The organism is Lysobacter antibioticus, assembly GCF_000731095.1.
Lineage (GTDB): Bacteria > Pseudomonadota > Gammaproteobacteria > Xanthomonadales > Xanthomonadaceae > Lysobacter > Lysobacter antibioticus_B.
Genome location: NZ_JMTZ01000005.1, coordinates 1 through 15,187, shown reverse-complemented (window position 1 = coordinate 15,187; position 15,187 = coordinate 1). Strand labels below are relative to the sequence as shown.

Genomic DNA, 15,187 nt, shown 5'->3' with positions numbered 1-15,187 from the left:
CAAGCCGGATCTGGCTAGTTCGCAATGGTCGCCAGCGAATCCTCGGCAGGCTACAGCGCTACGTCCGCGGCACCCGACGGCACGCCCTCGCGGGGCCCGTGTCGCGACGACATCGCCTCGAAGGTTGCAACGACGCATGGCGATCCGACATCGCATGGATCCGAAGCGATCCACGTCGCATCCAACGTTCTCCCTGGCGGCACGACAATCGCATGTAGTCGTTCGCGATAAATTCCGCGCGATATGGCACGTTTCCCATGTGAATTCGACAGTATCGTTGTCTCAATCGTTTGTTAGGCTGCGCGCGTCGATGCACTTTGCACAGGAACCTAAATGCCGAAGCTGATCATCCGGCGAGTCTCAGTCGACCGCAGCACCGCAGATGCATTCCGAGATGAAGCAATGAACGCGGTACTTACCTTGCCCGGCGTGACATCTGCCGTGCCACTGCTACAAAGCGATGAAGCAATGAGGATCGAGTTCGACTGGAAAGAGCCGCGCTACGAGAGCATCGAGAAACATCTGAACCGGCACGGCTTCACCTCTACCGATTAGCGGCATCAGCGGAGCCCCGGGGTACAGGAGTGCTGCGTCCGACACCTGCCGGCCGGGTCGATTGGCCGAGGCAACGGCCGTCCAGGCTCAGGCGGGTCGTGTCGCGGTAGCCGAGCTCTTCTCTGCGTGGTTCGGCTTCCCGCTCTCGTTTCCTGGTGAACCAGTCGCTGGCACCGGCGACGTCACGGCACCGTCGCCTGCCCAGAACCAAACGCCTCTTGAGCAAGGCCGCCAGGAATGGGGCATTCGGAAGGGTGCGCGAATGGCGGAGGGGCTCTGGAAACTGGCGCGCCAGGCCCGGCTTCTCGTGGGCGCATGACTGTCAACAATGGCGCAGAAGTTGCGCGGAGCGATGTCCCGGCCTGTGGGCGACGGCCCAGCACATGTTTGAACTTCTTCAGTGCCGCCTGATCTAATGACCACGAGCCGTTGCTATTTTCTGATGTGTCGCGAGAGGGGTGCCGTTTGGGAACCGTAACTTTGTTGAAGCAAGCTTCTATGGCCGTTGCGGTCATCGCGGCCGGGGCGGCTGCTTTCTATGGGGCAAGCGAACACACCATGGTGATGGACAATGTTGAATACGCCTGCCCCAACGGTTGTGTCGTAAGCCAGGGCCCGAAAGGGGTCGTGGTGCGCGACATTGCGGGGGCCAGAACGGCAAAGACGTACGTGTCGGAAGTTACTGCAGAAACCATAGAGATCGATAATGTCGAGTATGTCTGCCCGAACCGCTGCGTCATAACCGAAGGCTCCAACGGGCACTTGGTGCGCGACAGCGCAGGGGCCACAGTCGCAAAGGCGGAGGTGCCCCAGACAAGCATCGCCATAGGTGATGCGGAATACATCTGCCCGAACAGCTGTGTCTTGACCCAGGGCCCCAAAGGCCCGGTAGTGAGCGACAGCGAAGGGGGCAGGGTCGCACAGGGGGACTTGTCGGATGCCTATGTTCTTCACACCGAGCGGCCTCCCCAGCGTTGACTCATGAGCCCGATCGTTGCTGCGTGGCCGCTATCCGGCGCCATGAAGCTCATCCTGGATCAGAAAATATTCGCCTGACCCGGCCCTGAGTGCGACGCACCGACAAGCCGCCGCCCCCCGCGCGGAAGGCCGCCAGGAACGGGCTTTCGGAGGGGCGTGCGGACGGCGGAGAGGGTTCACCGCTGGGAATTGGCGCGCCCACGGCGCCTGAGTTCAAACCAGTCTGACGGCCGTTCGTAGGGGCGAGGGACTAGCCCCTCGATCTTCGTCAGCCCTTCCCGACGCCAGTGCCGCATCAGCCTTCGCCGACACAGAACGCCGCTGCGTCCCGCTCGATCGTCACCCGCCGCTGCCGTAGCGTGTCGATGCCGAGGATCACCGCGGGCCGTCCGTCGGGGCTCAACTTCGCGAAGATCGGCAACTCGCTGATTCGCACTTTCATCGGGCCGAGCCGCCATTCGCCGATCTCCAGATCAGGCAGATCGTAGAGCCAGGTGTCGGTCGCCTTGCCCGGGCCCATGCCTTGGGTACCGCGTTCGCGGCGCTGTAATCGCGCATCGCGGCCCGACATAGAGTCCTGAAAGATTCTTACCTTGGCTGCGATCTCAATCATGTAGCCACTCACAATCGGCTTTATCTTGTGCTCGTAGTCGTTCCAGTCATCGTGGCCATATGGGTATGAGCCTTGGCAAATACCTGCGTTTCGGCAGTAGTTGCGACTGCGCCTGAAGCTGCTGCAGCAAAAATAGCTTTTCGATCACGCCTTCAAAGCCGAAGCTGTGTGTCATGAGTCCTGATGCCTAAGGTAAGCCGAGCCGCGAAGCGGCTTCGGCTTAAATGGATTTCCAGGTGGTCACTCGGGATTCTTTACCACGTACTTGCCATCAACGATCTTTAGCTCGGGGGCGGAGCGAATGCCACTGGTAACAAGTTCTCTTTCTTTTGGAGTGAGCGGGTCATATTTAAGCTTTAGTTCCAAGGATTCTCGGGCCGCTCCGATGGAAAGAGCGGACAACTGATCGCCGCTAGCCGCAGCAGAGCTCCATTTTGCATATGCCGCTGGATAGTCACCGGCAGCGAAGAACTGAAGGCCCTCTTTTGCACCCTTGCTCGAAAGAAGTTCGATCGGGATGGTTGGATCGTTGGGCGACGTCTTCATAGAGATGCGAACGAGTGACGTCTTGATGCTTTTCAGGTCACCTGATATGCGGGCGAGACGGTCAGCGTTCTGCCAGGAAGTAGTTACGGCGTAGCCGAGCGCAGTGACAAGTATCGTTGCAATCGCGCCGAGCAGCCAGTTGAATACTGTCTCTTTGACTCTCCTTGCCATGAGGACCTCTTAATGGCTTAGTGCTTGGTTTTAGATCGAGCCGCGAAGCGGCTTCGACTATCGCTTTGCGTGTCAAAAGTATTAAAAATCTGGACGATTCAGCCTACGACGGAACACGCGATTGCATAACAAAGTCCTGCTTCTTTTCGTTCCATTCGAATTTAGCGTCAGTAAGCGCGGACGAATCTTCAGCGAAAATCTGAAACAGCTGTAGTAAGTCTTGAATCTGAATTTCATAGGCCCATTTGTGGCGCTCGTAGTCTGAGAAGACAAGCATCGTCACGAAAGCTCGACCTTCGGTAAGAGTCTGCATCCAGTAGTAGTGGATCAACTGATTGCAAACGGTGAGGACTGGAAGAGTGGTTGGCTCTGGGGCTACCATATCGAATCTGTCGTGTGGCCATCCTGTGCCCATTACAGTGAAGGGCCGGCCTCCAGTCTTCTTGTATCGAATCGCCGAAAGGACTGATTTCCTAGCGTCTTCGTTGACCTTTGGCCGTTCAAGCAAGGAACGAACTTGGAAAGCGACGATCATGAGCTTCCGCTCAAATAGGACGTGTTGTTTCTCAGACCAACGGCGGTATTTACGATGCTGTCGAAGCCATAAGAGATCTCTTCTAAGTTCTAAGCGCCAGTAGCTGGATTCGATCATCTATTTCCCCTCAGCTCACATCTGCAGCAACAGGAACAACCACGGCCGGAACTGGTATCTGGACAAGGATGGGCGTGTACAGGTCGACCTCCATACCCTCTGCCACCTCTAGGCTGACCACTAAAGCGTATCGAACGGCCTTATTCGGCTGTCCCGCGCCTCTCCAGTCTTTCCACCACCCTCCGACTGGAAACACGGCGATATGGGATTTCTCCGCGAGCTCCGCCCCCGTTCCTATCCATACGTCCGAGTGGATCGAGCCTCGGGATTGCAGTTTAGTTCCGAGAAACCACCCAGCCGAATCGGGGTCTCTGAAGGCACCCTGCTCTTCCTCTCCGTTCTCGGCGGCCGCCTCCCGCTCACGCAGGTTGATGCGCTGATTGAACTCTTCGGCCGACTCCGTGGCTCCCTTTACCGCAAATCGAAGTCCATGTGACTGGTAGCGGAACTTACTCTGCCAGCCCCGTTGACTCGGATTTGGATCTACGAAATACGAGAGAGTTATACGTAGTGCTACGGTTGCCTCACCCAACGCTTGCAACGCGGTAGCCGGCCAAGGAAGCTCGTGCAGATTAATCGTGTTGAGTCTGATGTTGGATCCCTCGACACGATACGGCTTGATCATCTCCTGGAGAACCAAAGTAGGCCTTGTCGTTGTCGACTCCAGAGAGTTGTCCGAGCTGATGGCACCAAACCCATAGCGCTTCAGCAGGTTCAGCTTATGCCGCATGAGTGGAACGAGCGGCAGTTGCGCCAACATCGCAGGCGTGTACCGCGCACCGTGGATGACTAAGGCTCGTAACGTTTCGGACCAGTAGTCCGGGTACCGGTCCGACAACCTGGCGCAGAGCCTAGCTACTTCGGCAGTCGCAGCGCTTGTATCCCCTGTTTCCGCTAGCAAAGCCGTCGCCATATCGTGTGAGGTCGACAACAAGCGAAGGTTTTCTGGTCCGACGATTACGTGGATCCTCGAATCCAAGCAGCCGTTTCCGCCCTCGGCGACCACGTCAGGTTTGTACGGCCAGTTGGTCCTTGGCCACATCAACGATGTCGATGACGAAGGAGACAAGCCTCCGCCGGATGCGATCGTCTGGAATGATGGGTATTCATCCTGATCGAAGTCGGTTAGATAGGTGCATGCGCCAACCGTAATCGCGTTCCAGGACTGGCCTGGATTTTCTATCGGCGACAGATCATTGATTGCTGGATAGTTCTTCCAGTCTGGCCATCCAACGTTCCCAGCAGATAGGACGAACAAGCGGGGCATGCTCTGCGCGTCTTCGCTCTCATCATCAACCACATCGGGTGCACCGAATGCCAATCGATCTATGGTCGCAGACCATTCCGACGGTGAGCCTGTTGTCTTCCCAATGGAAGTCGTCATCATCGCGAATGTGCGGCGACGATTGGGATGCGGATTCTCTACGGTCTTTGTCGCCTGTTCCGTAATCCATCCATACAGATGCGGAGGGTTCTCTCCTTCAGGCGGCAGAATCTTCACGGACTCTAGGCGATGCGTGACCTGATAGTCCTGGGCCGATGCTAATGGGTCCACCAAATTTCCGTGCAGCACAAGTCCGGCCATCTGCGTTCCGTGGCCATGATGGTCGGTGCTACGCCATGCAAGCTGCAGCGCATGGAGGTCGTCATACGCCAGTCCTTGCCTGAGAAGAGGATGTCCGCTATTTACGCCCGTATCGAGCAACGCAACGTAAGGAACCGCTTCACCCTCGGCGTGCGTCGTGCGCGCCGCGAGATCATTCACCCACGCTGCTTGCTCAGCAGGATTCAACCGTGACAGAAAGAACTCAGCCGTGGGTGCGACGCTACGGATCTCGGCCACGGCGTCCAGCAGCTCGATGGCCTGTTCGAGCGTTTCTCGGGTTGCGCATACTGCGATGACTATGCGATCCGGGAAAGACACAAAGCCCGGCTCTACCTCGATGCCAAGCTGCTGCGCGAGTCCAGCAAAACGATCGCGAGTTACCAATGGCCCCTCAGGCAACTCCCTGAGCCAAAGCTGAAACCATTTGGGTTCGCCTGCAGGCGGCGCGTCGCAGACGTCCGTCCAAAGCTCGTCGAAGGCGGCCTTCCGAACGTTTTCTATGACGTTGACCAGCGCCGCATTTTTCGGCTTGTTGAATCGTGTGTCTTGTTCCAAATACTCGGTTATACGACTGACGAAGGCTGTCAGGTGCCCGTCAGGAACAAACACCACGACCAAGTCAGAGGTGCTTCCTTCGGCAACATTGAGAACTTCGATCCCTTCCCTACGCCACTCCAGCTTCTTATAGTCAAGGAATCCCTTGGGAGAGATTTCGAGCACAATGGACATGCCCTGCTGGGGCAAATTTCTCTCCGCGCGGAGTTGCGTGAGCTCTGTTTCTCGTTGCGCCAGGGCAGCAAACTGGCGAAGCAGTCTTTGGCCATGAGTCGCCCGATCTCTCGGAGGCGGTGGCGGCTGCTGTACTGTCAGGGTCGACCGGAAAGGCCGCGCGTCGGCAGAATCGACTATTCGAAGGTGATCTAGCTCTGGCATGGCCCCTAACAGGCCATGACAGCCTGTCCCTTAGCTGAGTTTCACCGGACCAAGACTAGCAGAACGCTCGCCTAGGTGCTGAAGCACGCTTTCCTCGGTCGCGTAATCTCGATGCTCCAAAACGGCATCCTTCATGGCGTCTTGGCACGCGCGCACAATGTCGGAGTGAGAGAGGCCTCGAGCAGCGGACACAAGACGCCGGGGGTCCAGCAATGGGGGCGCCAGCAGCGCCAGGCTGTTCTTGAGTAGGTAAATAATCTCTTCATCATCGGGCGCGCGGTACCGAATGACATCGTCGAAGCGGCGGAATAACGCGCTATCGAGCGAGTCGCCGTGGTTGGTCGCCGCCACTATCAAGCTTTCGGACGAATCCTGCTCAATGAGTTGAAGAAACATATTGAGCGTACGACGCATCTCTGCGACGTCGTGCTGGGTTCCACGCTGCAACCCGAGCGAGTCGAATTCATCGAATAGATATACGCCTCGCGTGGTCTTCAAAGACTCGAAGACCAGACGGAGCTTGGAGGCGCTTTCGCCCATGAACTTGGTAATCAGGCTATCAAAACGCGCAACAAAGAGAGGCAACCTCAGTTCCGTTGCCAAGACGCTCGCAGTGAGCGTCTTTCCCGTACCTGGTGGCCCCATCAGCAGCAATTTCCGGCGCGGAACTAAGCCGTGGCCGGTAAGTCGTTCGTGCTGTCGCTGCTCATTTAGGACGCGCGCGAGTTTTGCTCGAACCTCAGGCGATACGACCATCTCAGACAAATGATGGCTCGGGTACTGCACAGTTAAAAGTTCCGCCAGATCACCCTTCGGCTGGGCCAGCGGAATGAGGCGTGAACTTGGCTTCGTGAATTGTTTTGCCTTGGCCGCGTCAATGAGCGCGCGCAACTCCGCAGCAAGCCGTGTATGCCCACGCTGCGCCTCATCCGCCGCCATCTGGAGCGCGACCGAGAAGAACTGTGCGTCTTCTTCGCCTGCGTAGGCGCGCAGAAGCGCTTTTAGTTGGTCAGCACGCGCCATGGGAGCCTCCTGGGCGAATAGTACGAAAAGCGCCCCACACTTGTGGAGATATGTGCTTTTATAGCACAAATGTGTGATAATTACAAAATGGCTTACGTATTTCCGACCTCTCAGCGAGACCTCCTGATCGCAGCGCGTGGGACCGCGACTCAAGCAGAGTTTGCGAAGCGCCTTGGCGTCGATCGAAGCTGTCTGTCTCGGTACGAGAGGGAGCAGCTGGGAGCGCCGACCTCAGTTTTAAATTACTGCCTTAAAGCCGTCGCGGAACTCCATCTGGACGTCGAAAACGGCTCCGGTGTGCAGCTGGCTCTTGCCCACGTTCGAAGGGCTGCAGACACGCTGGAACAAGCGGTAAAGAATGAAGCGCACCATCCTGGGACAAGGCGTGCTCGGCTTTCGACTCGACCCTGATGAGATCTACCCGCTGCGGTGAGTTTCGTGTGGCGGCATCGCACACGTTGCGATATGAAGCGGGGGCGCACGGCCTCGTCACCAGCCTGCGATCATGTTTGTCTTAAATAGAGGACTCGTGGCTCTCACCGGATGAGATGCCATTCCCTACCTGGGGAGGCGATCCTTACTCCGTTCCTTCCGGCCCCGGACGGTCGCTTTCTTGTTCGTCTACGAGATCCCGTCGGGCATCGGGTCTGGATATGTCTGTCCATAAGGAGCGCGCCCTAATCGCTCGTAACAGGGAGGTCGAAGGTCGACAGTGGGCGCGGAATTCCAGCATGGGGTGCCTTCGGGATATTCCATGGCGTTCCCCAAGGTAGCCCAGCGTGAAGAGACTGGTTTGAACTTAGTAGCCGTGGGCGCGTCAAATTAGAGCCGCCAACGTATCAGATCGATCTCTAGTCCGAGCCGCGAAGCGGCTCGGCTTGAATGAGCTATTTGGACTTACGCCGATTGTACGGAGATTGATTGGTCGGTTTCAGTGAGACACTGAGGTTGACGGCCTTGCCACGAATAGCATGCTCTGTGCGGCCCAGTTTAAGCCCAATGACCGGGGTAGGGGTGTTCTCTTTAGCGAGTTGCTTAAGCTGCTTCTCTTGCGCAGGAGTCCAGCTCTTGCCGTGATTGGCCGGTTTCTTTGCCATGCAACTTTCTCCTTGTGCAGTGAACACGATCCGGTTGTTGCCGAGCGGCTAATACCGAGTTTGCGAATGCATGCCGCAAGACTCTATTAACGGAATTACCGTAAGGGAACGGACATTCGTAGGTAACTATCATTCGACTTCTCACCGATTCGTTTTGTGTCGAACTAAGAACCTTCGGGAGAGTGTGTTGGGGGCAGGAGCCGGGGCGCGGAAGGCCCGTCCGGCGTTCGAACGCGGAGCTGACTGTCGACGCACCTTCAATGGTCGGATCAAGCGGTTTGATGTTGCCTCGGGCTCAAAAGATCGAAAAAACCGCCCTTCGTAAGTGCCTGATTTTCAAGGGCGAGCAATGGTCGGCCGACCACAGGCTTTGGAGTAGAGGCCCGGAGAGAGGCGAAAAAATCGCCAAATGGCCAGGCTGTGGATAACTCGCCGACCAATGGAAAACGCCAAAAGCCTCGGAAATAAGGCCTACTCGTCGTTGCGACGAGGCGTAGAAAAAGTCGAGGGGGATGGCGCGCCTGGAGGGATTCGAACCCCCGACCAATGGCTTCGGAAGCCACTACTCTATCCGGCTGAGCTACAGGCGCGTGGTAGACACGCACGAAGCGATCGTGCGGCCGTGCATTCTAGCGGAAACCGCAGCCGAAGGTGGTGGCCCCGAACCGGCCCGGCGATCCGGCCGCGGTGAGGGCAGGGTGCCCGGCCGTGCCATGGCGTCCGCCGTCCTTGTCAGCCGCGATTGCTCCCGTTCGATGCGGGCCCTTCGACTCCATGGCTCCCCAGCCCGACGCCGCCGCCCTCCGCAAAGCCCACCGGCCCTTCCCGCGGCGAAGCGCCGGGACGCCCGCGTTACTCTATGCGCCATGGATCACGCTCACCCCGACACCCCTGCGCCGGCTTGGCGGCGCAAGCTTGCGCTGTACTGGAAACTGACCCGCGGCGACCGGCCGATCGGGTGGTTGCTGTTGCTGTGGCCGACCTGGTGGGGGCTGTGGATCGCCGCCGAGGGCGTGCCGCCGCTGTGGACCTGGTTCGTATTCAGTGCCGGGGTCTGGCTGACCCGGGCGGCCGGCTGCGTGATCAACGATTACGCCGACCGCTGGCTCGACCCGCACGTCGAACGCACCAAGCACCGGCCCTTGGCGACCGGCGAGGTGCGGGGGCGCGAGGCGCTGGCGGTGTTCGCGGCCTTGATGCTGACGGCGTTCGCGCTGGTGCTTACCTTGAACCGGCTGACCATTCTGATGAGTTTCGTCGGCGTGGTGCTGGCGGCCAGCTATCCGTACTTGAAGCGCTATACCTATCTGCCGCAGGTCTACCTCGGCATGGCCTTCGGCTGGGGCATCCCGATGGCGTTCGCGGCGGTGCAGGGCGAGGTGCCGGCCGTGGGTTGGCTGTTGTATGCGGCCAACATCCTGTGGTCGACCGCCTACGACACCTGGTACGCGATGGTCGACCGCGAGGACGACCTGAAGATGGGCTCCAAATCGACGGCGATCCTGTTCGGCGAGATGGACCTGGTCGCGATCGGCATCCTGTACGCGCTGATGTTCGTCGCGCTGTTCCTGGTCGGGCAGCGGGCCGGCCTCGGGATCTGTTACTTCGGCGGTCTGGCGGTGGCGGCGGCCTTGGTGGCCTATGAGTTCGTGATCGCTCGGCACCGCGAGCGCGAGCCGTGCTTTCGCGCCTTCCTGCACAACCATTGGGTCGGCCTGACGATCTTCGCCGGCCTGGCCCTGGACTATGCCTTGCGCGCGACCAGCGTCGCGGCCTGATCGCGAGCGCTCGCTGACGAGGATTGCCAGGGGGATCGGCGGGAGCGGACCGCGAGTGCGTGATCGCGGTTAATGACAGGCGCGCGCCGCTGGCGTGCAATGGCGGATCGTCCCGAGTGGAGTGCCGTCATGTTGAATCTGTCGCGTGGCCTGTGGTTGCGGGGCTTGGCCCTGGCCGCTCTGGTGGGTTCCAGCGGCGCCGCGTTCGCGCAGTCGGCGCCGGCGCCGAGCCGCGAACATTTCGCGCCGAAGGGCTGGGAGGGGTCGTATCACGGGCTGCATTACTCGCCGGTGGTGAAGGTCGGCGACCGGGTCATCGTCTCCGGCATTCCGGCGATGGAAGGCGCGGACGACGAAGCCCGGGCGCGTTGGGTGTTCGAGCAACTCGAAGCGCATCTGCGCAGTGCCGGGGCCAGCCTGGCCGACGTGGTCGAGCTGCAGAGCTTTCATGTCGCGGCCGATCACGCCGAGTTCCGGCGGCGCATGGATCCGGTGCTGAAGGTGCATCGCGAGTTCTTCAAGGATCACTACCCGGCCTGGACCGCGGTCGCGACGCCGGGCTTGTTCTCGAAGGACGCGAGTTTCGAATTGCGGGCCGAGGCGGTGATCGGCTCGGGCAGCCGGCCCAAGGCGGAGATTGCGAAGCCGGCGGGGCCTTGATGTAGGGCGCGGTGGTTTGGGGGTAAGAGCAAATCCCCCCTGGCCCCCCTTTGCAAAGGGGGGGACTGGATGTCGATCAGAAACGCTTCTCGAACCCGTCCAGCAAATACGGTAGCAACGGCGTCTATGCGAAACCGCATGCTGTCCCCCCTTTGCAAAGGGGGGCAGGGGGATTTGCTCTTAGACGACGACCTTCGCCACACCCCGTCCCTGCGACTAAAGTGCAAGTGGTCGCGGCCGTGACCGCCTCGACAATGCCTTGCTCTCGTCGAAGGACAGCCGTCATGACCGCAGTTTCCGCCACACCCGCCGACGGGCCGCTCGCTCGTTTCGCCCTGCGCAGCGCCGCCTGGGCCGAGCGCTGGTTTCCCGATGCCTACGTGTTCGCGGCGCTCGGCGTGGTCATCGTCGCGGTGTTCGCGCTCGGCTTCGGCGCCACCCCGGCCGCGACTGCGACTGCGTTCGGCGACGGGTTCTGGAGCTTGATCCCCTTCACCATGCAAATGGCCTTCGTGGTCATCGGCGGTTATGTGGTCGCGACCGCGCCGGCGGTGGCGCGGGTCATCGACGCGCTGGCGCGGGTGCCGCGCAGCGGCCGCGGGGCGATCTGCTACGTCGGCCTGATCAGCATGTTGACCTCGCTGCTGAGCTGGGGCTTCTCGCTGGTGTTCGGCGGCCTGCTGGTGCGCGCACTCGCGCGCCGCGAGGACCTCGACATGGACTACCGCGCCGCCGGCGCCGCGGCTTATCTCGGCCTCGGTGCGGTGTGGGCGATGGGTCTCAGCTCGTCGGCGGCGCAGTTGCAGGCCAATCCGGCCAGCATGCCGCCGGCGCTGTTGGCGATCACCGGGGTGATCCCTTTCAGCGAAACCATCCTGTTGTGGCAGTCGATCGCGCTGACCGCGGTGTTGATCGCGGTCTCGCTGGTCGTGTGTTTCGTGACCGCGCCGCGCGGCGGCTCGGTGCGGCGCGCGGCCGACTTCGACGTCGCCGACGAGCGCGCGGCGTCGGTGCTGCCGCCGCGTTCGCGGCCCGGCGAATGGCTCGAATACAGCCCGCTGATCACGATCCTGCTGGCGGCGATGAGCCTGGGCTGGCTCGCCTACGAGTTCGCCAACAAGCCGCTGGTCACCGCGATCGCCAATCTCAACACCTACAACTTCGCGTTCCTGACCGCCGGCCTGTTGCTGCATTGGCGCCCTCGCAGCTTCCTCAATGCGGTCACGCGCGCGGTGCCGAGCACGACCGGCGTGCTGATCCAGTTCCCGCTGTACGGCGGCATCGCCAGCCTGCTGACCGCGGCGAAGGGCGGCGACGGCCAGACGCTTGCGCATCATCTGTCGAGCGTGTTCGTGCAAATCGCGACCACCGAGACGTTCTCGCTGGTCATGGGCGTGTACTCGGCGGTGCTCGGCTTCTTCGTGCCGTCCGGCGGCGGCAAGTGGATCATCGAGGCGCCGTATGTGATGCAGGCCGCCAACGATCTGCAGGTGCATCTGGGTTGGGCAGTGCAGGTCTACAACGCCGCCGAGGCCTTGCCGAACCTGATCAATCCGTTCTGGATGCTGCCCCTGCTCGGCGTGTTGGGCCTGAAGGCGCGCGACATCGTCGGCTTCACCTTCATCCAGTTGCTCGTACATATCCCGCTGGTGCTGGGCCTGCTGTGGCTGCTCGGTTCGACCCTGACCTATCACCCGCCCGTGATGCCCTGAGTGCCGTGTGGGCGTCCGACGACGCCCCGGCAAAATCCTACCCGCGCCTGCGCCGATGCCCGACTGACCCGGGCCGCGGCGCAGGCGATTCTATGTCCGTGGGAAGCGTCGCGGCCGTTATGGAACCCGGTCGTGCGGCACGGATGCCGCAGCCGCCCACGACGACGAAAAACCGCATGGAAGCCGGAGGAAAAAGCAAGCGAAATATCGCAAAAACCGCAGAAAAAACCGCAAAAAAGACGTCGTCGGAGGCCGGCACTTCTCAGCCTGTGCGACGCCCAAAAGCGACAATGACTCACGCGAAAGGGAAGGGACTCCCACGCAGTCGGATCGGGGCTCGAGCAACGGAATGCGGCATCGCGTCCTCGTCGGCGGATCGCGTTCCGACCGAGGCCCCGACCGACACGGCGAAGGAAGCGCCGGCCCGAAAAACCCGCTCGATTCGACCTGGCGCGCCCGGAAGCGGCGTGAAGGGAAGCGACCGCCAAGGAACGGCGGCCGGTCGGAATCGGGGACGCGCCCGGGATGGCGCGCGTGGCGGAAAGGACTCCGCCATCGGGTCGCAAAGGAGGAAGTCGCGGACCGGTTTTCCGGCCCTGCGTGTGCCCGCATCGTGTGCCGATGCGCCGGCTTCGTTATGACTTGTGCGCATTCGCACAAGCACGTCACAAATCCAGGGGCCGCAAGCGCCCGAATAGTGCGACCGGTACGGTGATCCGGGTGCGGCGACTGCGTTAGCGTGCGGTCGTCGTCGGGTGCCGATCGAAGACGGTCCAGCGTCGTCGTCCGGGCAAGTTCCGGCGAGAATCGGCCGCGCCCGCTGCGCGGCCGCCCGTCGTGCCGTGCTTCCGGAACGCTCCCATGACCCTGTCTTCGCTCCTGCGCATCGCCAGCCTGTGGCTGCTCGCGAGTTCCTGCGCCATCGCCGCCGTGCCGGCGCACTACGTCGTGTTCGAACGGGACGCCCAAGGGCGCGCCGAGCCGGTGTTCTACACCCAGGTGCAACTGTCCGATGGCCAACGCGACCGGCAGGGGGCGCGCCAGGCCGAGCGCGGCGTCGAGCGTGTGGCCTATCGCGCCTCGCGCAACGGCGCCAAGAGCGCGGCGTTGTACGAAGCGCAGGTGCCGAACTTCATCCGCGCCGAGTTCGCGCGCGACCCCGATCACGGCGATGGCGCGATCCAATTGAACCCCTTGGTGCGCGACCCGCATCGCGCCTTCGTCGTGCGGGTGCCACTCGCGGAGGCCGACGAGATCGAACTGCTCGGCAACGCCAAGTCGGTGCAGCGCATCGACCTGCGCGAGCTGGCGATCCGTTCCTCGCAGCTGCCGCTGGCGCAGATGCTGCAGCAGCCGGTCGCAATGGTGGGTACGCAGCACGCCCAGGACGCCAAGGCGGCGAACTCGGCCAATCGCCTCGACATCCTCGTGCTCGGCGATGGCTACACCGCGGCCGAACAGAGCACCTTCACGAGCCAGGCCGCGTCCTTGAAGACGGCGATGTTCAACGTCAGCCCGTACAAGGTATACCTGAGCTTCGTGAATTGGCAGGCCGGCTTCATCGCCTCGCAGCAGTCCGGCGCCGACCATCCGCCGTACCGGGCCGGCTGCACCGGAACGAGTTGCTGCGCCGACGCCGATTCGCGCACCGATCCGCGCGCCGGCCAGTTCGTCGCCACTGCCCTGGATTCCACCTTCTGCACCAACCAGATCCATCACTTGTTGACCGCGCGGTCTTCGAAGGTGATGGCGGCCGCGGCCAGCTTCCCGAACTGGGACAAGATCATCGTCACCGTCAACGACCCGGTCTACGGCGGCGCCGGCGGCTCTTATGCGGTCATCTCGGCGCACAGCAGCGCCGCGCTGATCGCGATCCACGAGTTCGGCCACAGCTTCCACGGCCTCGCCGACGAGTACGAAAGCCCCTATCCGGGGTTTCCGGCCTGCAGCGACATCAGCGGCAGCGCGGCCTGCGAAGCCAACGTCACCAATCAGAGCAATGCCAGCCTGGTGAAGTGGCGCAGCTGGTTCACCCCGGGCCTGCCGATCCCGACGCCGGACGGCATTGCCGGCACCGGCCTGTTCGAAGGCGCGCGCTACCGCAGCACCGGCATGTTCCGGCCGGTCGACAACAGCTGCCTGATGCGCAGCCTCGGCACCAGCTTCTGCGCGGTGTGCCGGCAGGAATACGTGCGCATGCTGTATCGCGGCGGCTTTGGCTCGCCGGCCGCGGGCATCGACCTGATCGAGCCGGGCACCGAGATCCCGTCGCCGGCGACTGCGGTCGGTTACGCGCGCGGCACCACGCGGCGCTTCAGCGCGACCTTGCTGCGGCCCAGCGTGGGTACCGTCGCGGTGCAGTGGTACCTCGACGGCGTGGCCATTTCGGGCGCGACCGCGGCCAGTTACGACTTCCGCCAGGATGCGGCCACACCGGCGACGCGCACCCTGGAACTGCGGGTGACCGACAAGACCGCGTTCGTGAAGGCCAGCATGGCCGGCAACCTGTTGCTGCACTCGCGCAAATGGACGATTCGGGTCGGGGCGGCACCGGTGATGGCGTTGGCAGATTGATCGTCTTCGCTCCATCGCGAATCGGCTATCGCTACTTCTCCAGCAGACGTAGAGGTGGTGTTTGCGGAACAGTGCACGTCGTGAAGGGACTCTCGATGCATGCAATTAATGAGCATTGTCGCGTCTGCAGATAATTCTGCTGCTCCCGCAGTTGCAGTTGCAGTTGCTGTTGCAGTTGCACTAGCTGTAGCTCTTGCAGTGGCTGTGCGTAGCTGCGCACTAACGAAGGCAACCGAAGACCCGGAGGGCGGCCTGCATGGATGCAGGCCGTTTTTCATCGGGACAGGGA

12 protein-coding genes and 1 tRNA gene are annotated in these 15,187 nt (G+C 61.5%); 6 read left to right on the top strand and 7 right to left on the bottom strand.

The genetic code is table 11. From position 1 onward, the window contains the following. The first annotated feature begins 333 nt into the window (after window positions 1-333). The gene (locus EX88_RS25635; protein WP_152566039.1) at window positions 334-555 is read left to right on the top strand and encodes a hypothetical protein; all 222 of its coding nucleotides are present in this window, start codon (window positions 334-336) and stop codon (window positions 553-555) included. Between the two features lie 498 nt (window positions 556-1,053). After that, on the top strand, window positions 1,054-1,533 hold the full coding sequence (locus EX88_RS0101330) for a hypothetical protein (protein WP_031370223.1): 480 nt from the start codon (window positions 1,054-1,056) through the stop codon (window positions 1,531-1,533). 295 nt (window positions 1,534-1,828) lie between these two features. Here EX88_RS0101330 and EX88_RS0101325 read toward each other — a convergent pair whose 3' ends face one another. The 7 genes from EX88_RS0101325 to EX88_RS0101300 all read right to left on the bottom strand — a co-directional run bounded on the left by EX88_RS0101325 (window position 1,829) and on the right by EX88_RS0101300 (window position 8,764). Further along, complete coding sequence (locus tag EX88_RS0101325; protein ID WP_152566038.1) at window positions 1,829-2,146, bottom strand: hypothetical protein; 318 nt, start codon at window positions 2,144-2,146, stop codon at window positions 1,829-1,831. A 240-nt stretch (window positions 2,147-2,386) separates the two neighbouring features. Next, window positions 2,387-2,863, bottom strand: a complete 477-nt coding sequence (locus tag EX88_RS25630; protein ID WP_152566037.1) for a hypothetical protein — start codon at window positions 2,861-2,863, stop codon at window positions 2,387-2,389. 103 nt (window positions 2,864-2,966) lie between these two features. Further along, entirely contained in the window at window positions 2,967-3,515 is a 549-nt protein-coding gene (locus EX88_RS26730) for a hypothetical protein (protein ID WP_200875785.1), read from the bottom strand. A 10-nt stretch (window positions 3,516-3,525) separates the two neighbouring features. Then, window positions 3,526-5,850: a S8 family peptidase gene (locus EX88_RS0101315; protein ID WP_200875784.1), complete on the bottom strand. Its 2,325-nt coding sequence runs from the start codon at window positions 5,848-5,850 to the stop codon at window positions 3,526-3,528. Window positions 5,851-6,084: 234 nt separating this feature from the next. Continuing rightward, window positions 6,085-7,077 carry an AAA family ATPase gene (locus tag EX88_RS0101310; RefSeq protein WP_031370219.1) on the bottom strand — a complete coding sequence of 331 codons (993 nt, stop codon included), beginning with the start codon at window positions 7,075-7,077 and terminating at the stop codon, window positions 6,085-6,087. Between the two features lie 887 nt (window positions 7,078-7,964). Further along, entirely contained in the window at window positions 7,965-8,174 is a 210-nt protein-coding gene (locus tag EX88_RS24995; RefSeq protein ID WP_081930531.1) for a hypothetical protein, read from the bottom strand. A 513-nt stretch (window positions 8,175-8,687) separates the two neighbouring features. Further along, window positions 8,688-8,764 (bottom strand) — tRNA-Arg (locus tag EX88_RS0101300). A 276-nt stretch (window positions 8,765-9,040) separates the two neighbouring features. On the opposite strand from EX88_RS0101300, the gene ubiA reads away from it, so the two are divergent. The 4 genes from ubiA to EX88_RS0101280 all read left to right on the top strand — a co-directional run bounded on the left by ubiA (window position 9,041) and on the right by EX88_RS0101280 (window position 14,898). Beyond that, window positions 9,041-9,952 carry a 4-hydroxybenzoate octaprenyltransferase gene (gene ubiA / locus EX88_RS0101295; RefSeq protein WP_031370218.1) on the top strand — a complete coding sequence of 304 codons (912 nt, stop codon included), beginning with the start codon at window positions 9,041-9,043 and terminating at the stop codon, window positions 9,950-9,952. A 129-nt stretch (window positions 9,953-10,081) separates the two neighbouring features. Beyond that, on the top strand, window positions 10,082-10,612 hold the full coding sequence (locus tag EX88_RS24210; RefSeq protein ID WP_051884299.1) for a Rid family hydrolase: 531 nt from the start codon (window positions 10,082-10,084) through the stop codon (window positions 10,610-10,612). Between the two features lie 284 nt (window positions 10,613-10,896). Then, complete coding sequence (locus EX88_RS0101285; RefSeq protein ID WP_031370216.1) at window positions 10,897-12,324, top strand: short-chain fatty acid transporter; 1,428 nt, start codon at window positions 10,897-10,899, stop codon at window positions 12,322-12,324. 861 nt (window positions 12,325-13,185) lie between these two features. Continuing rightward, window positions 13,186-14,898, top strand: a complete 1,713-nt coding sequence (locus tag EX88_RS0101280) for a M64 family metallopeptidase (RefSeq protein ID WP_031370215.1) — start codon at window positions 13,186-13,188, stop codon at window positions 14,896-14,898. Window positions 14,899-15,187: the final 289 nt, after the last annotated feature.